This is a genomic window from Pseudomonas sp. B111 (genome assembly GCF_026428275.1).
Taxonomy (GTDB): domain Bacteria; phylum Pseudomonadota; class Gammaproteobacteria; order Pseudomonadales; family Pseudomonadaceae; genus Pseudomonas; species Pseudomonas aeruginosa.
In genome coordinates this window covers 3,937,156-3,954,873 of sequence record NZ_CP097857.1, presented here as the reverse complement: position 1 = coordinate 3,954,873, position 17,718 = coordinate 3,937,156, and the positions used below count along the sequence as shown (strand labels likewise).

The 17,718-nt window shown below is 61.4% G+C and carries 17 protein-coding genes and 1 tRNA gene; 15 read left to right on the top strand and 3 right to left on the bottom strand.

Annotated features, from left to right (window positions below; translation table 11 throughout):
* Positions 1-367 precede the first annotated feature (367 nt).
* The 15 genes from aspS (at position 368) to M6E97_RS18305 (ending at position 12,341) form a co-directional block, all read left to right on the top strand.
* Positions 368-2,143, top strand: a complete 1,776-nt coding sequence (gene aspS, locus M6E97_RS18375; RefSeq protein WP_003123218.1) for an aspartate--tRNA ligase — start codon at positions 368-370, stop codon at positions 2,141-2,143.
* Positions 2,144-2,209: 66 nt separating this feature from the next.
* A complete protein-coding gene (locus M6E97_RS18370) occupies positions 2,210-2,956 on the top strand; it encodes a YebC/PmpR family DNA-binding transcriptional regulator (protein WP_003086107.1) in 747 nt (248 codons plus the stop codon).
* An 84-nt stretch (positions 2,957-3,040) separates the two neighbouring features.
* A complete protein-coding gene (gene ruvC, locus M6E97_RS18365) occupies positions 3,041-3,565 on the top strand; it encodes a crossover junction endodeoxyribonuclease RuvC (RefSeq protein WP_003112575.1) in 525 nt (174 codons plus the stop codon).
* 16 nt (positions 3,566-3,581) lie between these two features.
* A complete protein-coding gene (ruvA, locus tag M6E97_RS18360; RefSeq protein ID WP_003086122.1) occupies positions 3,582-4,187 on the top strand; it encodes a Holliday junction branch migration protein RuvA in 606 nt (201 codons plus the stop codon).
* A 10-nt stretch (positions 4,188-4,197) separates the two neighbouring features.
* Positions 4,198-5,256 (top strand): Holliday junction branch migration DNA helicase RuvB, encoded by a 1,059-nt coding sequence (gene ruvB, locus M6E97_RS18355; RefSeq protein WP_003086123.1) that lies wholly within the window; start codon positions 4,198-4,200, stop codon positions 5,254-5,256.
* 52 nt (positions 5,257-5,308) lie between these two features.
* A complete protein-coding gene (ybgC, locus tag M6E97_RS18350) occupies positions 5,309-5,755 on the top strand; it encodes a tol-pal system-associated acyl-CoA thioesterase (protein ID WP_003086124.1) in 447 nt (148 codons plus the stop codon).
* 1 nt (position 5,756) lies between these two features.
* On the top strand, positions 5,757-6,452 hold the full coding sequence (tolQ, locus tag M6E97_RS18345; protein ID WP_049311463.1) for a protein TolQ: 696 nt from the start codon (positions 5,757-5,759) through the stop codon (positions 6,450-6,452).
* Positions 6,453-6,474: 22 nt separating this feature from the next.
* Positions 6,475-6,915: a protein TolR gene (gene tolR, locus M6E97_RS18340; protein WP_003086126.1), complete on the top strand. Its 441-nt coding sequence runs from the start codon at positions 6,475-6,477 to the stop codon at positions 6,913-6,915.
* Positions 6,916-6,917: 2 nt separating this feature from the next.
* A complete protein-coding gene (gene tolA, locus M6E97_RS18335; protein ID WP_003086127.1) occupies positions 6,918-7,961 on the top strand; it encodes a cell envelope integrity protein TolA in 1,044 nt (347 codons plus the stop codon).
* Positions 7,958-9,256, top strand: a complete 1,299-nt coding sequence (gene tolB / locus M6E97_RS18330; protein WP_034005564.1) for a Tol-Pal system beta propeller repeat protein TolB — start codon at positions 7,958-7,960, stop codon at positions 9,254-9,256. Before tolA ends, tolB begins: the two co-directional genes overlap by 4 nt.
* A gap of 52 nt (positions 9,257-9,308) precedes the next feature.
* Positions 9,309-9,815, top strand: coding sequence for a peptidoglycan-associated lipoprotein Pal (pal, locus tag M6E97_RS18325; protein ID WP_003111417.1), 507 nt, complete (start codon positions 9,309-9,311; stop codon positions 9,813-9,815).
* Positions 9,816-9,824: 9 nt separating this feature from the next.
* A complete protein-coding gene (ybgF, locus tag M6E97_RS18320) occupies positions 9,825-10,649 on the top strand; it encodes a tol-pal system protein YbgF (RefSeq protein ID WP_003120698.1) in 825 nt (274 codons plus the stop codon).
* Between the two features lie 219 nt (positions 10,650-10,868).
* Positions 10,869-11,516, top strand: coding sequence for a 7-carboxy-7-deazaguanine synthase QueE (gene queE / locus M6E97_RS18315; RefSeq protein ID WP_003086131.1), 648 nt, complete (start codon positions 10,869-10,871; stop codon positions 11,514-11,516).
* A 15-nt stretch (positions 11,517-11,531) separates the two neighbouring features.
* Complete coding sequence (gene queC / locus M6E97_RS18310; RefSeq protein ID WP_003086132.1) at positions 11,532-12,206, top strand: 7-cyano-7-deazaguanine synthase QueC; 675 nt, start codon at positions 11,532-11,534, stop codon at positions 12,204-12,206.
* A 59-nt stretch (positions 12,207-12,265) separates the two neighbouring features.
* Positions 12,266-12,341: transfer RNA gene (locus M6E97_RS18305), tRNA-Lys, on the top strand.
* Positions 12,342-12,709: 368 nt separating this feature from the next.
* Here the strand turns inward: M6E97_RS18305 and M6E97_RS18300 are convergent.
* The 3 genes from M6E97_RS18300 to M6E97_RS18290 all read right to left on the bottom strand — a co-directional run bounded on the left by M6E97_RS18300 (position 12,710) and on the right by M6E97_RS18290 (position 17,586).
* Positions 12,710-13,993: a site-specific integrase gene (locus M6E97_RS18300; RefSeq protein ID WP_034005563.1), complete on the bottom strand. Its 1,284-nt coding sequence runs from the start codon at positions 13,991-13,993 to the stop codon at positions 12,710-12,712.
* Complete coding sequence (gene mobH, locus M6E97_RS18295; protein WP_016253753.1) at positions 13,990-15,909, bottom strand: MobH family relaxase; 1,920 nt, start codon at positions 15,907-15,909, stop codon at positions 13,990-13,992. The genes M6E97_RS18300 and mobH overlap by 4 nt, the downstream gene beginning before the upstream one ends.
* A gap of 447 nt (positions 15,910-16,356) precedes the next feature.
* A complete protein-coding gene (locus M6E97_RS18290; protein WP_023124020.1) occupies positions 16,357-17,586 on the bottom strand; it encodes a 3-hydroxybenzoate 6-monooxygenase in 1,230 nt (409 codons plus the stop codon).
* Positions 17,587-17,718: the final 132 nt, after the last annotated feature.

Below are 17,718 nucleotides of genomic sequence, written 5' to 3'. Positions count from 1 at the left end.
TTCCCAGCGCTCTTGGTCTATGTCAAAGGCGGCGATAGGGAGAATCTATTCCGACTGCCCGGTCAAGCGAATGGTTCGCAGGGTGCGGCGAAATGCTTCCGTTCAACGGCCTGGCTTCCCGCGTGACAGGCCGGCGGGGCTGGCTGCAAGCCATGGATTTTTCAGGCTATAATCCCCGCCTTCAATGCGAAGTGGGCCCGGATGCGGGTGCTTCGCCGTTGCCGTTCACCGGGCAGCGCGGGAGATGTCCTTCCGGGGGCGTACCGATGGTTCCGGTGCTCGGTCAGGGCCGGCGAGAGCCCGGCAATGGTCGCCAGGCAGCCGGCGGCTCCACAGAATCCAAGACTTACGAGAAGCGAACCACACCATGATGCGCAGCCACTATTGCGGCCAACTGAACGAGAGCCTGGACGGCCAGGAAGTCACCCTTTGCGGTTGGGTTCACCGCCGCCGCGACCATGGTGGAGTGATCTTCCTCGATGTGCGCGATCGCGAGGGGCTGGCCCAGGTGGTGTTCGATCCGGACCGTGCGGAAACCTTCGCCAAGGCCGACCGGGTGCGCAGCGAGTTCGTGGTGAAGATCACCGGCAAGGTGCGCCTGCGCCCTGAAGGCGCGCGCAACCCGAACATGGCGTCTGGCTCCATCGAGGTACTGGGCTACGAACTGGAAGTGCTGAACCAGGCCGAGACTCCGCCGTTCCCGTTGGATGAATATTCCGATGTGGGCGAGGAAACCCGCCTGCGCTACCGCTTCATCGACCTGCGTCGTCCGGAGATGGCTGCCAAGCTGAAGCTGCGCGCGCGCATCACCAGCAGCATTCGCCGCTACCTGGACGACAACGGCTTCCTCGACGTCGAGACCCCGATCCTCGGCCGGCCGACTCCGGAAGGCGCGCGCGACTACCTGGTGCCGAGCCGTACCTACCCGGGCCACTTCTTCGCCCTGCCGCAGTCGCCGCAGCTGTTCAAGCAACTGCTGATGGTCGCCGGCTTTGATCGCTACTACCAGATCGCCAAGTGCTTCCGTGACGAGGACCTGCGTGCCGACCGCCAGCCGGAATTCACCCAGATCGACATCGAGACCAGCTTCCTCGACGAGAGCGACATCATCGGCATCACCGAGAAGATGGTGCGCCAGCTGTTCAAGGAAGTGCTGGACGTCGAGTTCGACGAGTTCCCGCACATGCCGTTCGAAGAGGCCATGCGCCGCTACGGTTCGGACAAGCCCGACCTGCGCATCCCGCTGGAGTTGGTGGACGTCGCCGACCAGTTGAAGGAAGTGGAGTTCAAGGTCTTCTCCGGTCCGGCCAACGATCCGAAGGGGCGTGTCGCCGCCCTGCGTGTACCGGGCGCCGCCTCCATGCCGCGCAGCCAGATCGACGACTACACCAAGTTCGTCGGCATCTATGGTGCCAAGGGCCTGGCCTACATCAAGGTCAACGAGCGCGCCAAGGGCGTGGAAGGTCTGCAGTCGCCGATCGTGAAGTTCATCCCCGAGGCCAACCTGAACGTGATCCTCGATCGCGTTGGCGCGGTCGACGGGGACATCGTGTTCTTCGGCGCCGACAAGGCCAAGATCGTTTGCGATGCCCTGGGCGCGCTGCGCATCAAGGTCGGCCATGACCTCAAGCTGCTCACCCGGGAGTGGGCGCCCATGTGGGTCGTGGACTTCCCGATGTTCGAGGAGAACGACGACGGCTCGCTGTCCGCGCTGCACCACCCGTTCACCTCGCCCAAGTGCACCCCGGCCGAGCTTGAGGCCAATCCGGGCGCGGCGCTTTCCCGTGCCTACGACATGGTGCTCAACGGCACCGAGCTGGGTGGCGGTTCCATCCGCATCCACGACAAGTCCATGCAGCAGGCGGTGTTCCGCGTGCTGGGCATCGACGAGGCGGAGCAGGAAGAGAAGTTCGGCTTCCTGCTCGACGCGCTCAAGTACGGTGCGCCGCCGCATGGCGGCCTGGCCTTCGGCCTGGATCGCCTGGTCATGCTGATGACCGGTGCATCGTCGATCCGCGAAGTGATCGCCTTCCCGAAGACCCAGAGCGCTGGCGACGTCATGACCCAGGCACCGGGTTCCGTGGACGGCAAGGCCCTGCGCGAGCTGCACATTCGCCTGCGCGAGCAGCCGAAGGCCGAGTGATTCGAATCAACCCGCGGTGGCGCCGCTTGCGGCGCCTCCTGCCGAGAGAGCAATACGGAGTGAGTTATGGCTGGTCATTCTAAATGGGCCAACATCAAGCACCGCAAAGAGCGGCAAGATGCCAAGAAAGGCAAGATATTCACCAAGCTGATCCGTGAGCTGACCGTCGCTGCAAGGCAGGGCGGCGGCGTACCGGCGGACAACCCGCGTCTGCGCCTGGCCGTGGACAAGGCGCTGACCGCCAACATGACCCGCGATACCATCGATCGTGCCATTGCACGCGGCGTCGGCTCCAACGATGCCGACAACATGGTCGAGCTTTCCTATGAAGGCTATGCGCCGAGCGGCGTAGCGATCATCGTCGAGGCGATGACCGACAACCGCAACCGTACCGCTGCGGAAGTGCGTCATGCCTTCAGCAAGTGTGGCGGCAACCTGGGTACCGATGGTTCGGTCGCCTACATGTTCGAGCGCAAGGGACAGATCAGCTTCGCTCCCGGCGTGGATGAGGAAGCGCTGATGGACGCGGCCCTGGAGGCTGGCGCCGATGACGTGGTAGTCAACGACGATGGCTCCATCGACGTGTTCACCACCTTCGCCGACTTCATTTCGGTGAACGAGGCGCTGGCCGCCGCCGGATTCAAGGGCGACGAAGCCGAAGTCACCATGATCCCTTCGACCACCGCGACCCTGGACCTGGAAACCGCGCAGAAGGTGCTCAAGCTGATCGACATGCTCGAGGACCTGGACGACGTGCAGAACGTCTATTCCAATGCCGATATCCCGGACGACGTGATGGCGCAGCTCGGCTGAGCCGATCGGAGCGATAACGCGAAGCCGGAAGTGGGGTACGCTTGATGCGTTCGAACCCCGCTTCCGGCTTTTAGTATCCAGCTTATGACTTTGATTCTAGGGATTGACCCGGGCTCGCGCATCACCGGCTTCGGCGTGGTGCGGGAAACGGCGCGCGGTTGCGAATACGTGGCGTCCGGATGCATACGGACCGGTAATGGCCCCTTGCACGAGCGTCTGCACGTGGTGTTTCGCAGCGTCCGCGAGGTGATCCGCACCCATGGCCCGACGGCCCTGAGCATCGAGCAGGTGTTCATGGCGCGCAACGCCGATTCGGCCCTGAAGCTGGGGCAGGCGCGGGGGGCGGCCATCGTCGCGGCAATGGAGGAGGGGTTGAGCGTGGCGGAGTACACCGCCTCGCAGGTCAAGCAGGCAGTCGTGGGGACCGGCGGTGCAGACAAGCAGCAGGTGCAGATGATGGTCATGCATCTGTTGAAGCTGACCCAGAAACCGCAGATCGATGCCTCCGATGCCCTGGCCATCGCCCTGTGTCATGCCCATACCCAACAGAGTCTGGTCCCCCATGGCCTGGTGGGCGCACGCCGACGTGGCGGGCGCCTGCGTCTTTGAATAAGGAAAGCTCTTCGTGATCGGACGCTTGCGTGGCACCCTGGCGGAGAAACAGCCGCCGCACCTGATCCTCGATGTGAATGGCGTCGGCTATGAAGTGGAAGTGCCGATGACGACCCTCTATCGGTTGCCTTCGGTAGGCGAGCCGGTGACCTTGCATACCCATCTGGTTGTGCGTGAGGATGCGCACTTGCTCTATGGCTTCGCCGAAAAGCGCGAGCGAGAGCTGTTCCGTGAGCTGATCCGGCTCAACGGCGTGGGTCCGAAACTGGCTCTGGCGCTGATGTCGGGCCTGGAAGTGGACGAACTGGTGCGTTGCGTCCAGGCACAGGACACCTCCACCCTGGTGAAGATCCCCGGTGTTGGCAAGAAGACCGCCGAGCGCCTGCTTGTGGAGTTGAAGGACCGCTTCAAGGCTTGGGAAAACATGCCCACGATTGCACCGTTGGTGATGGAACCCCGTGCCAGCGCTACAGTCTCAAGCGCCGAGGCCGATGCAGTCAGCGCGCTGATCGCCCTCGGCTTCAAGCCACAGGAAGCCAGTCGTGCCGTCGCAGCCGTACCGGGAGAGGATTTGTCCAGCGAAGAAATGATCCGCCAGGCCCTGAAGGGCATGGTCTAGGTGGCGCCCGATGATCGAGCCTGATCGCCTCATATCCGCCGTTTCCGGTCGCGAACGCGATGAGCAGTTGGACCGCGCCATTCGCCCGCTGAAGCTGGCCGACTACATCGGCCAGCCCAGCGTGCGCGAGCAGATGGAGCTGTTCATCCATGCCGCGCGCGGCCGCCAGGAGGCGCTCGACCATACGCTGATCTTCGGTCCGCCGGGGCTGGGCAAGACGACCCTGGCGAATATCATCGCCCAGGAAATGGGCGTTTCCATCAAGAGTACTTCCGGGCCGGTGCTCGAGCGTCCCGGCGATCTCGCCGCGTTGCTGACCAACCTGGAGGCCGGCGACGTCCTGTTCGTCGACGAGATCCACCGTCTTTCGCCCATCGTCGAAGAAGTGCTGTATCCGGCCATGGAAGATTTCCAGTTGGACATCATGATCGGCGAAGGGCCCGCGGCCCGCTCCATCAAGCTGGACCTGCCGCCGTTCACCCTGGTCGGCGCGACCACTCGTGCCGGCATGCTGACCAATCCACTGCGCGATCGCTTCGGTATCGTCCAGCGCCTGGAGTTCTACAACGTCGAGGACCTGGCGACCATCGTCAGTCGGTCGGCCGGCATTCTCGGCCTGGAGATCGAGCCGCAGGGCGCGGCGGAAATCGCCAAGCGCGCCCGCGGTACGCCGCGAATCGCCAATCGCCTGCTGCGCCGGGTACGCGACTTCGCCGAGGTCCGGGGGCAGGGCGACATTACCCGGGTGATCGCCGACAAGGCATTGAACCTGCTCGATGTCGACGAGCGTGGCTTTGACCACCTCGACCGTCGTCTGTTGCTGACCATGATCGACAAGTTCGATGGCGGGCCTGTAGGAATCGACAACTTGGCTGCGGCGTTGAGCGAGGAGCGGCACACGATCGAAGATGTACTGGAGCCCTATCTGATCCAGCAGGGCTACATCATGCGGACACCGCGGGGACGCGTGGTAACACGCCATGCGTACCTGCACTTTGGCCTGAATATTCCGAAAAGGTTGGGGCCGGGGGTGACGACGGATCTGTTCACGTCTGAAGATGGTAATTAATTGCATTTGTGGGCGATTGCCGATTGGCAAAGCCGGGACTTGGTTCTAGAGTATGCGCGCGCAACACGGGGGAAAGCCGTTCCAGCAGCGTTTCCGGGTCTATTACGAGGACACGGATGCCGGCGGCATCGTCTATTACGTCAACTATCTCAAGTTCATGGAACGGGCTCGGACCGAGCGGCTGCGAGCTTTGGGGTTCGCCCAATCGCAACTGGTCGGCGACAATCTGCTGTTCGTCGTGCACTCCGCCGAGGCGCGTTACCACGCCCCGGCCAAGCTCGACGATGAACTGCTTGTCAGCGCCGAGGTCGAGGAGTTGAACCGGGCGAGCCTGAAGTTTCGTCAACAGGTTCGTCGAGCGTCGGACTCCGTCCTGCTCTGCGAGGGGCGGTTCCTGGTGGCGTGCGTGCGAGCGGACACCCTGAAGCCACGTGCTATCCCCGAAACGTTGCGTGCGGCTTTTGCCGGAAGCCCGGATTCTTTTTCAGCAGGAGATTAAAGTGGAACCGAACGTCGTCGACCATACCTCCATGTGGAGCCTGATCAGCAACGCCAGTATCGTGGTGCAGCTGGTCATGCTGACCCTCGTGGCCGCCTCGGTCACATCCTGGATCATGATTTTCCAGCGCGGTAACGCCATGCGCGCCGCCAAGAAGGCACTGGATGCCTTCGAAGAACGCTTCTGGTCGGGCATCGACCTGTCCAAGCTGTACCGCCAGGCCGGTAGCAATCCGGACCCGGACTCCGGCGTCGAGCAGATCTTCCGTGCCGGCTTCAAGGAGTTTTCCCGTCTGCGCCAGCAGTCCGGCGTCGATCCCGATGCGGTGATGGAGGGCGTGGCGCGCGCCATGCGTGTGGCCATCTCCCGTGAGGAGGAGAAACTCGAGGCCAGCCTGCCGTTCCTGGCAACCGTCGGCTCCACCAGCCCGTACGTCGGCCTGTTCGGTACCGTCTGGGGTATCATGAATTCCTTCCGTGGCCTGGCCACCGTGCAGCAGGCTACCCTGGCCACCGTCGCCCCGGGTATCGCCGAAGCGCTGATCGCCACCGCCATCGGCCTGTTCGCCGCGATCCCCGCGGTCATCGCCTACAACCGCTTCTCCGCACGTTCTGAGATGCTGATCGGTCGTTACTACACCTTCGCCGACGAGTTCCAGGCCATCCTGCACCGCAAGGTGCACACCAGCGACGACTAAGACGACTGAGAGGTAAGCCGATATGGCAAGGGTTCGTCACAAGCGCAAGCCGGTCGCGGAAATGAACGTGGTGCCTTACATCGACGTGATGCTGGTACTGCTGGTGATTTTCATGGTGACCGCACCGATGCTCAACCAGGGGGTCAAGGTCGACCTGCCGAAGGTGTCCAGCGAGGCGTTGCCTCAGGACAACAACAAGCAGGTCCTGACCCTTTCGGTGAAGGCTGACGGTTCCTATTACTGGAACGTCGGCAGCGAAGTGGATACTGAAAAACAGACCGATAGTGCCGTGTCGTTGGAACAGATGACCGATGCAGTCACCAAGATCATGAGTGCCCGTCCGGACACCCAGGTATTCATCCGCGGCGACAAGGCGGTGAACTATGGTGCGGTGGTTGGCGCCATGGGTGCCTTGCAGCAGGCCGGTGTGCCCAACGTCGGGTTGATTACCGAGGCCCCCTGATCTTGAAGCAACAGTTCGAGCGCTCGCCTTCCGAGAGTTATTTCTGGCCCGTCGTCCTGGCGGTGGTCCTGCACGTTCTGATCTTCGCCATGCTGTTCGTCAGCTGGGCGTTTGCTCCGGAGCTTCCTCCCTCCAAGCCGATCGTGCAGGCCACGCTCTACCAGCTCAAGTCGAAGAGCCAGGCGACGACCCAGACCAACCAGAAGATCGCTGGCGAGGCGAAGAAGACCGCCTCCAAGCAATACGAAGTCGAGCAGCTCGAACAGAAGAAGCTCGAGCAGCAGAAACTCGAGCAACAAAAGCTGGAACAGCAGCAGGTCGCTGCTGCGAAAGCGGCGGAACAAAAGAAGGCTGACGAGGCTCGAAAGGCCGAGGCCCAGAAAGCCGCCGAGGCGAAGAAGGCCGATGAAGCCAAGAAAGCTGCCGAGGCCAAGGCCGCCGAACAGAAGAAGCAGGCTGACATAGCCAAGAAGCGCGCCGAGGACGAGGCCAAGAAAAAGGCCGCTGACGACGCCAAGAAAAAGGCAGCCGAGGACGCGAAGAAGAAAGCGGCCGAGGAGGCCAAGAAGAAGGCTGCTGCGGAAGCGGCGAAGAAGAAAGCCGCCGTCGAGGCCGCCAAGAAAAAGGCCGCCGCCGCTGCCGCGGCAGCCCGCAAGGCTGCCGAGGACAAGAAGGCGCAGGCGTTGGCCGAGTTGCTTTCGGATACGACCGAGCGCCAGCAGGCCCTGGCCGACGAGGTGGGCAGCGAGGTCACCGGCAGTCTCGACGACCTGATCGTCAACCTGGTGAGCCAGCAGTGGCGGCGTCCTCCATCGGCGCGTAATGGAATGAGCGTAGAAGTACTGATCGAAATGCTGCCGGACGGTACCATCACCAATGCCAGCGTCAGCCGTTCGAGTGGCGACAAGCCTTTCGACAGTTCGGCGGTGGCGGCGGTGCGCAACGTCGGCCGTATTCCCGAGATGCAGCAATTGCCGCGGGCTACCTTCGACAGCCTGTATCGTCAGCGCCGCATCATCTTTAAACCGGAGGATTTGAGTCTGTGAGTACCCTGATTCGCATTGCGCTGTTCGCCCTGGCCCTGGTGGCAGGTGCTGCGCAGGCTGCCGACCCGCTGGTGATCTCCAGCGGTAACGACCGTGCCATTCCCATCGCCGTGGTGCCGTTCGGCTTCCAGGGGGGCAACGTGTTGCCGGAAGACATGTCCAATATCATCGGCAACGACCTGCGCAACTCCGGCTACTTCGAGCCGCTGCCCCGGCAGAACATGATCAGCCAGCCGGCGCAGGCCAACGAAGTGATCTTCCGTGACTGGAAGGCAGTTGGCGTCAACTACGTGATGGTCGGCAACATCGTGCCTGCCGGCGGACGCCTGCAGGTGCAGTACGCATTGTTCGATGTCGGCACCGAGCAGCAGGTCCTGACCGGCAGCGTGACCGGCAGCACCGATCAGCTCCGCGACATGTCGCACTACATCGCCGACCAGTCGTTCGAGAAGCTCACCGGTATCAAGGGCGCGTTCTCCACCAAGATGCTCTATGTCACCGCCGAGCGTTTCTCGGTCGACAACACCCGCTACACCTTGCAGCGCTCCGACTACGACGGCGCCCGCCCGGTGACCCTGCTGCAGTCGCGCGAGCCCATCGTGTCGCCGCGCTTCTCGCCCGATGGCCGCCGTATCGCCTATGTCTCCTTCGAACAGAAGCGCCCGCGTATCTTCATCCAGTACGTCGATACTGGCCGTCGTGAGCAGATCACCAATTTCGAGGGCCTGAATGGCGCTCCGGCATTCTCCCCTGACGGCAACCGCCTGGCCTTCGTCCTGTCGCGCGACGGCAACCCGGAAATCTACGTCATGGACCTTGGCAGCCGCGCCCTGCGCCGCCTGACCAACAACCTGGCGATCGATACCGAACCCTTCTGGGGCAAGGACGGCTCTACCCTGTACTTCACCTCGGACCGTGGCGGCAAGCCGCAGATCTACAAGATGAACGTGAACAGCGGTGCCGTGGACCGGGTAACCTTCATCGGCAACTACAACGCCAACCCGAAACTCTCGGCCGACGAGAAGACCCTGGTAATGGTTCACCGCCAGCAGGGCTACACCAACTTCCAGATCGCCGCCCAGGACCTCCAGCGCGGCAATCTGCGGGTGCTGTCGAACACCACTCTGGACGATTCGCCCACTGTTGCGCCCAATGGCACCATGCTAATCTACGCCACCCGCCAGCAGGACCGGGGCGTGCTGATGCTCGTATCCATCAACGGACGCGTACGGATACCTCTCCCTACCGCTCAGGGCGATGTGCGCGAGCCTTCCTGGTCCCCTTACCTGAACTGACGGTCGCCAACGGTTACAAACTTATACACTGGGGTTCATTAGGAGTTACATGATGGAAATGCTGAAATTCGGCAAATTTGCTGCGCTGGCTCTGGCCATGGCTGTGGCTGTGGGTTGCTCCTCCAAGGGCGGCGATGCTTCCGGTGAAGGTGCCAATGGCGGCGTCGACCCGAACGCAGGCTATGGCGCCAACAGCGGTGCCGTTGACGGCAGCCTGAGCGACGAAGCCGCTCTGCGTGCGATCACCACCTTCTACTTCGAGTACGACAGCTCCGACCTGAAGCCGGAAGCCATGCGCGCTCTGGACGTACACGCGAAAGACCTGAAAGGCAGCGGTCAGCGCGTAGTGCTGGAAGGCCACACCGACGAACGCGGCACCCGCGAGTACAACATGGCTCTGGGCGAGCGTCGTGCCAAGGCCGTTCAGCGCTACCTGGTGCTGCAGGGCGTTTCGCCGGCCCAGCTGGAACTGGTTTCCTATGGTAAAGAGCGTCCGGTCGCTACCGGCCACGACGAGCAGTCCTGGGCTCAGAACCGTCGCGTCGAGCTGAAGAAGTAAGAAGTCGTTATGCCCAAGCACCTGCGTGTCCTGACGTTCCTCGCGCTCAGCCTGCCATTAGCGGCCTGGGCGGAAGTTCCTGTGTATGACGGCGTTGCCGCCAACAATGGCGGCAACGTTCCTCCTTCCGGGTATGGCACGGCAGGTGCCGGCGGCGCCTTTGCCGGAGGTGGGGTGACAACCCCCACCTCCGTGCAGGGCGAACTGTTCATGCAGCTCCAGCAGATGCAGGACGAGTTGGCTCGCCTGCGTGGCACGCTCGAGGAACAGCAGAACCAGATCCAGCAGCTCAAGCAGGAAAGCCTGGAACGCTACCAGGACCTCGACCGTCGGATTTCCGGTGGTGGCGCTCCCGCTGCACAGAATTCCGCACCTGCTGGCGCCATCAATGCCAATGGGGCGCCTGCGGCTCCCGCAGGCAACAACGCACCGGCGCCGAGTAGCGAGCCGGGCGACCCGGCGAAGGAGAAGCTCTACTACGACGCGGCCTTCGACCTGATAAAGAGCAAGGATTTCGACAAGGCGAGCCAGGCGTTCAATGCCTTCTTGCGCAAGTACCCGAACAGCCAGTACTCCGGCAACGCCCAGTACTGGCTCGGCGAGGTGAACCTGGCCAAGGGCGACCTGCAAGGTGCCGGCCAGGCTTTCGCGCGGGTCAGCCAGAGCTACCCCAGCAGCCAGAAGGTGCCCGACTCGCTGTACAAGCTGGCGGACGTCGAGCGTCGCCTGGGTAACAACGACAAGGCCAAGGGCATCCTCCAGCAGGTCATTTCCCAGTACCCGGGCACTTCGGCCGCCCAACTGGCGCAGCGCGACCTGAAGAACCTTCGCTGACCCCGTTCCCGATGAACAAACCCGCGCCTGTCGCGGGTTTTTTCGTTAGAATCGGCGCCCCCGTGAAGCTGCATGGTTTCAGCTCGGCTGATCTTCGTGCCTCTCCTCGCGAGACCTTCCGGGATTTCGAGTGCCACGACAGGATACGTTCCGTGGCGCCCCTTCATTTACCGCAACGGAGGCGGACGACCTGTTCAGTCGTCACGCCCGTGGCTGAATATGCAACAGACCCTGCGCATCACCGAGATTTTCTACTCGTTGCAGGGGGAAACACGTACCGCCGGCTTGCCGACGGTCTTCGTGCGCCTGACCGGCTGCCCCCTGCGCTGTCACTATTGCGATACCGCCTATGCCTTCAGCGGCGGCGACGTCGTTAGCCTGGACGCTATTCTCGAGCGGGTTGCCACCTACAAGCCTCGCTACATCTGCGTGACCGGCGGGGAGCCGCTGGCCCAGCCGAATTGCATTTCTCTGCTGGAGCGGCTTTGCGACGCCGGCTACGAGGTTTCCCTGGAAACCAGCGGGGCCCTCGATGTGTCACGGGTCGACCCGCGCGTAAGCAAGGTTCTCGACCTCAAGACGCCGGGATCTGGCGAGGTCGGACGCAACCGATACGAAAATATCCCGTTGCTGACCGACAACGATCAGGTGAAGTTTGTCGTCTGTTCGCGAGAGGACTACGACTGGGCGGTATCCAAGCTGATCGAGTACCGCCTCGACCAGCGTGCCGGTGAAGTCCTGTTCTCGCCGAGCCACTATCAGGTCAGCGCGCGCGAACTGGCCGATTGGATCGTGGCCGACAACCTGCCGGTCCGCCTGCAATTGCAACTGCACAAGATTCTCTGGAACGACGAACCTGGCCATTGAGACGAGGAATCCATCATGAACCAGAAGAAAGCGGTCATCCTGCTCTCCGGCGGCCTCGACTCCGCCACCGTTGTCGCCATGGCCAAGGCCGACGGCTACGCCTGCTACACCATGAGTTTCGACTACGGCCAGCGCCATCGCGCCGAGCTGCAGGCCGCCGAGCGCGTGGCCCGGCAATTGGGCGTGATCGAGCACAAGGTGATAGGGCTCGACCTCAATGGCATGGGCGGCTCGGCATTGACCGACGAGAGCATCGCGGTGCCCGAGTCGCCTAGCGCAGGTATACCGGTGACTTACGTGCCGGCGCGCAATACGGTGTTCCTCTCGCTCGCCCTGGGCTGGGCCGAGGTCCTGGATGCCCGTGACATCTTCATCGGTGTGAATGCGGTGGATTACTCTGGTTATCCGGATTGTCGCCCTGAGTTCGTCGAGGCTTTCGAACGCATGGCGAACCTGGCAACCAAGGCGGGCGTGGAAGGCAATGGCTTCCGCATCCAGGCGCCGCTGCAGTATCTGTCCAAGGCGCAGATCATCCAGGCGGGCGTGGCGCGCGGGGTGGATTACGGCCTGACGGTGTCCTGTTATCAAGCCGATGAGCAGGGACGTGCGTGCGGCAAATGCGATAGCTGCCGGCTGCGTGCGGATGGCTTCGCGGCGGCTGGTATTTCCGACCCGACGCCATATTTCTGAAAAAAATTCGCGAGAGGTGTTGTTTTTACGTTAGAAATCAGTATTATACGCCTCGCGTTGGGTCGTTAGCTCAGTCGGTAGAGCAGTTGGCTTTTAACCAATTGGTCGTAGGTTCGAATCCTACACGACCCACCATTTTCTGAGGGGCGAGTTGCATAGGCTAGGAAGGGGTGTTACGCCGGTTCTTGTCTAGCAGCCGTCTGGGCCGAACATTAGGCCCGCATTGACGTGATGTCAATATGGAATAGCCCGCCTTTCTAAGTGGGCTTTTCTGTTTCTAAGGCTCTGAAACCATTCTGCAGGCGTAGCAATGCGCCCCCGACGTAATCAGCGATTACAGAGGGTACTGTGGTATTGGCCTTGAAATTGCGCTGGCTCTGCCAGCATGCCGGCGCTGGAATCCAGGCGCTCTCGGTAATTCCAGATTTTTCCTACAGGCCTAACGATCTGCTGGAAGGCACGGCTACCTTTCGTCCGGTAGCCGGCCCTCAGTACCGGTATCGCTAGGCGAGATTGCTTCGGGCGGCAGATCCCCATCCGCCTGATCCGCTTGTTGCAGCGGGAGCCGCGGATGCCGAGGCGGCACGGTTCGATAAGTGTTGAGCCATCAGAGTGAACAGCACGCTTGGCTCGAAGGTGTCAGGTGGCTGTGGTAGCGCATCTGCTTCCCACGCGGTTGGACCTCCCTGAATGCCTGTCCCTGGCGTGTGCTCCCTTGGTTCTGCAGGCTCTGTCCTGGCCTCCGGTGGCGGCGCTTCACTCACTCGAGCGAGAGGTTGCCCGCATGGCTTCGGTTTGGCAGAGGCTTGCGGGGAGCCGCTGTAATCCACCTTCCTGACATTCTCCAGCGCGCCTTGGGCCAGGCTTCTAGCATGCAGCACGGCACGCATGTGATCGTAGTCGGCCTCGATGTAGCTCATCGTGGTCTGGATATTCGAGTGGTTGAGCAGGCACTTCGTGAGGTGAATGTTCCGCTCGGGTGCTTTCATCAAGTCGGTGGCCAGGGTGTGTCGGAAACGGTGCGGGGTCATCCGCACCCCAATCTTCTCGGTCAACTTCCGGTACATGGCTTCGACCTGGTCGGAGTTCATCACCTTGCTCTTGTAGTGCGGTGAGAACCGGTTGACGTTGAACAACTGGTCGTCATCGGCGAATCCGGCTCTATCGGCCTCTTGCAGGAGCCTCGATAGGTGAGGCACAAGCCCCTCCGTTATCGGCACTACGAACTCTTTGTGAGTCTTCTCAGTCTCGCCGCGGATGAGGATCAGTTGATTATCCCAGTCGATGTCGCGCTTGCGGATGCACAGCAGCGCATTCAACCGGATGCCGGTGTAGTAGAAGACCTCAAACGTGCAAAGCCAGAACCAGGCGGGAGTGATGCGTGCGCGATCGCCGGTGCAGCGCTCGGCGCCGACCTGCATGTTGAGCCAATTGCGGGCGCGCAGGATGGCTTCGGCTGCGACGGTTTTGCTTGCTCGCCTGGGGGGGATGACGGTGGTCTTTCTGAACGGGTTGACTTGGGAGTGCGTCACCAGCTCGTGCTCGATGGCATAGCCCCAGATCGTTCGCAGATGATTCGAATACGTGTTCCAGCTCCGCTTGGACAGGCCTTGTTCCAGTACCTTGCGCCGCCATCCCAGGACAGCCCTGTGGTCCACGTCCTGTACGGTTGCCGTAGGACCGAAGTGCTTGAGCAGCGCCTTGGTCGCGGCGCGGTAGATCTTCGCGCTGGCTTCTCGGAGATCGTGCGCGAAGATGTACTCCTCGGTGAGCTGCTGCGGCGTCATTCCACACCTCCTTCGGCATCGGTGATGACCGTGAGGCTTGGGTTGTCCAGAGGCTGCACAGGGAACAGCAGTTTGGGATCCTGGAGCAGGTAAGCCTTGAGCTCCTTCGTCTTGCGAGGACCAGAAACCTTGATGGTCCAGATGTTCAGGTTCTTACTGGTCTTCCGGTGTAAACCCTGTTTCTCAAACGCGCGCTGCACCAGCTTCCAGCCGGTCGTCTCCTTGGCCTGGGCCAGCTTTTCGAGCTCTGGATGCTCCTGGACATAGCGCTTGAAGATTCCTGGCGTGACCAGCATGGTGGTCCCGTCGACGGTATGCACCAAGGCTTTGGTGTCGTTGATGAACAGGCGTCGGGCCGCGATTCCAGATTTCATCCAGCCAACGAATCCCTGTCCCAGATCAGTGCTTCTGCTAGGCATAAATACATCTTCAATTGCTTCAGGAGCGCAATCTGTTGGCTCCTTGATCCCTAGTGGCTGCCGTAGGTTCTCCTCCCCGCGAGTATTCATAGGAGAAGCAGCCGATGAGTCGTGGCTAGTGTCTAGCTCTTCTGGTGGCGAAGTGATATTACCAAGAAGCGCGTACAAATCGTCTGTTTCTTCCTGATCAGCAGTTGTTGGTTTTGCAATCGCCTGTATGTCGTTTGCCGGTTTCGCAACGCTCGGCGAAGGTTGGTGGAGCGTCATCTTCGTTTCTGGTGCTTGCTGCTGTTCAATCGGATCGTTGGGAATTTCGCAGGTCGTTTCCGGCTTTTCAGAGGAGGCGTTGCCCTCTTCAATGATGAGTGATCCGCTGTAGGAATCAGGCCGCTCGGCAGGGTCAGCCCAGATCAAGGCTGGAGCGATCTTGAGAAGCGTGAACTTGTTTCTCCACCCAGCACCATTGTCTATCGTGGCCGTCCAGATGGCCTTGTCCTCGGCATTTGTCTGGATGACGGCTTGGTCCTGGAGCATGTTGAAGAACGGCGAGTTGGAGGAGGGCACCCCCTCGATACCCTGGGCCAGCAGGTAGGCTCTCAGTTGATCGGCTGCAGGCTTGCTCACCAGCCAGAGTGCGTCCTGGGTCAGCCATCCATCGGACGGGCCGCTAGGTTGATTCAACTTGAACTTGTCCTTCACCAAGAAGCGAAGGCCGTCTGCCAACTGCCGCTGCAGCGACTGCTTCGGTGCAGCCAGAGCTCGATCCGGATTGCCTCCTAGCTCCTGTGCAACTGAGGCCTGGTCTGCCTTCACGATGATCTCGCCGAGGATCCCGGCGTGCTCGTACTGCCCAGCGAACAGGTAGATCAATTGAGCCCACAGCTCTGGAAAGCGACTGAGCCAATCGAGTGCAGTGCGCGGTAGCAGTTGGTGGATGAGGAGTGCTGAGGCAGCGCCGTGGAGCTGGTATTCGCGGGACTTCACGTACTTGAAGCGGTATGGCTGGTTGATCGGTCCGTTCCAAGGGTGCCAGGTGCTGCCGTCCTGTAGCTCAACCTGCAGGTCGACGACGATCTTGCCTATGTCGTGAGCCAGGGCGCCATACGCCGCGGCGGCCGACCAGGCTTCAGCCTGGGCTGACTGTGACTCCGGCGCTGCGCCGATCGGGAGCAGGTAGGTCTGCCGTACCTTGAGTGCGTAGGCCACGATCTCCAGGCCGTGATCGATCATCCCGCCTGGATGGGCATGGTGATGGTTTTCCGAAGCAGGGAGCTGCTGGACCAGCTCTGCATAGTTGGCCAGTGGCCGCCGGTAGATCTCCTCGAATTGCTGCTTGGATAGCGAGGCACGTTGCCAGATGTTCTCCAGTAGCTGCCGGCGCCGAGGCGTGCCGAGCAGTTCCATGCTGCTCAGAGGAGGGAGGAATCCCCCTGGGGCAGCTTTGGTTGGTGGGGTGGGGGACGGCTTCCTGGATATCCAGGAAAGGAGTTGAAACATGGGAGGCTCCATGACGATTCATGGAGCGGGCTTTTCCGCCAGATCAGGGGCTGGCAACAACGAGAAAACAACGGTAGCGGGGAAGGGGTATTTTTTTGGCGATGTGCCATCTCTATGCTGGGGTGACCTGCCCCCAGTTTTAGTACCGCTTCCTAGTTAGTACGTCCTGGGGTTGATATCAGGGGATACTGTGTCATGGAGAACAGCATGGGAAGTTTATAAACCGAGCATGACTTACGATACGTTTGCCTAACGACGCAGGACAGCCTTATCCAGCCCAGATTAGCCAGTGGCTATTGGAGTCCGGCGGCCTGCGATTCGTGTTGTTGCGGGCGTTTTATGCTGGCACGGTCAGTAGCCAGGCACATCGCTTGTACCACATGCTGGGCCGGCATGACCTGGCTCAGCAGTTATTGTCGGGCTCTTAGAACAGGCTCCCATCGTTGGTTAGCTTAGTTTCACAGAGGTAGCCAGCTCCAACGGCTGCAAGCAGTTGGAAGCCTGCCATCCGTACAGCCAATGGAGTGCATCATGGAACCGGTCCTGGTCGCGTCCTTGCCATAGCTGATTGCGGACCTGTCGCTCCACGCCTTTGGCGTGATAAAGACGGCCCATTTCGCGGGCGGACCACAGTACACGTGCTGTGCGGGGTATGCGTACTTGCTCATAGAGCCGCATGGCGGCCACCAGATCGTGGTTGCAGGCCTTCACCGCCTGTCCAAGCACTACCGCATCCTCCAACGCCATGCAGGCGCCCTGTGCCAGGTACTGAGTCATGGGGTGAGCCGCGTCGCCCAGCAAGGTGACACTGCCTTCGCCCCAGCGGTCGACTGGGTCGCGATCAGCGGTCGCCCAGCGGCGCCAGGAGGTGGGGCGGTCGAGCAGTTGTCGCGGACGCTCGTGGATACCGTCGAAGTACGACAGCACTTCCTCCTTACTGCCGTCGCTGACGCCCCAGCGTTCCTCGCGACGACTATGAAATGTCACCACCAGGTTATATTGCTGGCCGCCGCGTAGTGGATAATGCACTAGGTGGCACCGAGGGCCGGCCCAGAGCATCGGCGCATTGACTTGAAGGTCTTCGGGCATGTCCGCCCGTTCGATGACCGCCCGGTAGACCACATGACCGGTGACGCGGACGTCATCGCCCAGCAGTGTCTGGCGGATGACCGACTTGACTCCGTCGCAGCCGATCACAGCATCGGCCCGGTAGCGATTGCCGCGGCTGTCGCTCAGCGAAACCCCTGTAGCGTCCGCCACGAGAGTTTCGATACGGGTAGAGGTCTGGAAGCGGATCAGCGGGTTCTTCTGCACGGCCTCGAGGATCGAGCGGTGGATGTCGGCGCGATGGATCACCCCGTAGGGGTTGCCGAAGCGCTTGCGAAAGGCCTCGCCGACATCTATGCGCGCCACTTCCCGGGCATCTATAGCATCCATCATGATCAAATTTTCTGTAAATACCGAGCGTGCCCTTGCGGTATCGCCCACCCCCAGTGCGTCTAGCGCCGAGTAGGCGTTCGGGCCCAGTTGTATGCCCGCGCCGATTTCACCGATTTCTCCGGCTTGCTCCAGCAACAGTACCTCCAGGCCTTGCTGGGTCAGGGCCTGGGCGGCGGCCAGTCCGCCTATGCCACCGCCGACGATGATGATCGATTGTCGTTTTTGGGGTGCATTCATCGTGGAGTCTCCTCACCTGTCTTGCTTTTGTCCTATGGGAATGAAATTGGCCTGACACTCGGGTGCGGTACGCTGAAACACTTCCTGGACCATGCAGTGATCGAATAACGTCACCACCGTGGGTAAGCACTT

Excerpts from the sequence above, each read along its gene's own strand:
- aspS (WP_003123218.1), top strand. The coding sequence starts at position 368 with ATGATGCGCAGCCACTATTGCGGCCAACTGAACGAGAGCCTGGACGGC.
- M6E97_RS18370 (WP_003086107.1), top strand. The coding sequence starts at position 2,210 with ATGGCTGGTCATTCTAAATGGGCCAACATCAAGCACCGCAAAGAGCGG.
- ruvC (WP_003112575.1), top strand. The coding sequence starts at position 3,041 with ATGACTTTGATTCTAGGGATTGACCCGGGCTCGCGCATCACCGGCTTC.
- ruvB (WP_003086123.1), top strand. The coding sequence starts at position 4,198 with ATGATCGAGCCTGATCGCCTCATATCCGCCGTTTCCGGTCGCGAACGC.
- ybgC (WP_003086124.1), top strand. The coding sequence starts at position 5,309 with ATGCGCGCGCAACACGGGGGAAAGCCGTTCCAGCAGCGTTTCCGGGTC.
- tolR (WP_003086126.1), top strand. The coding sequence starts at position 6,475 with ATGGCAAGGGTTCGTCACAAGCGCAAGCCGGTCGCGGAAATGAACGTG.
- pal (WP_003111417.1), top strand. The coding sequence starts at position 9,309 with ATGGAAATGCTGAAATTCGGCAAATTTGCTGCGCTGGCTCTGGCCATG.
- ybgF (WP_003120698.1), top strand. The coding sequence starts at position 9,825 with ATGCCCAAGCACCTGCGTGTCCTGACGTTCCTCGCGCTCAGCCTGCCA.
- queE (WP_003086131.1), top strand. The coding sequence starts at position 10,869 with ATGCAACAGACCCTGCGCATCACCGAGATTTTCTACTCGTTGCAGGGG.
- queC (WP_003086132.1), top strand. The coding sequence starts at position 11,532 with ATGAACCAGAAGAAAGCGGTCATCCTGCTCTCCGGCGGCCTCGACTCC.
- M6E97_RS18300 (WP_034005563.1), bottom strand. The coding sequence starts at position 13,993 with ATGACGCCGCAGCAGCTCACCGAGGAGTACATCTTCGCGCACGATCTC.
- mobH (WP_016253753.1), bottom strand. The coding sequence starts at position 15,909 with ATGTTTCAACTCCTTTCCTGGATATCCAGGAAGCCGTCCCCCACCCCA.
- M6E97_RS18290 (WP_023124020.1), bottom strand. The coding sequence starts at position 17,586 with ATGAATGCACCCCAAAAACGACAATCGATCATCATCGTCGGCGGTGGC.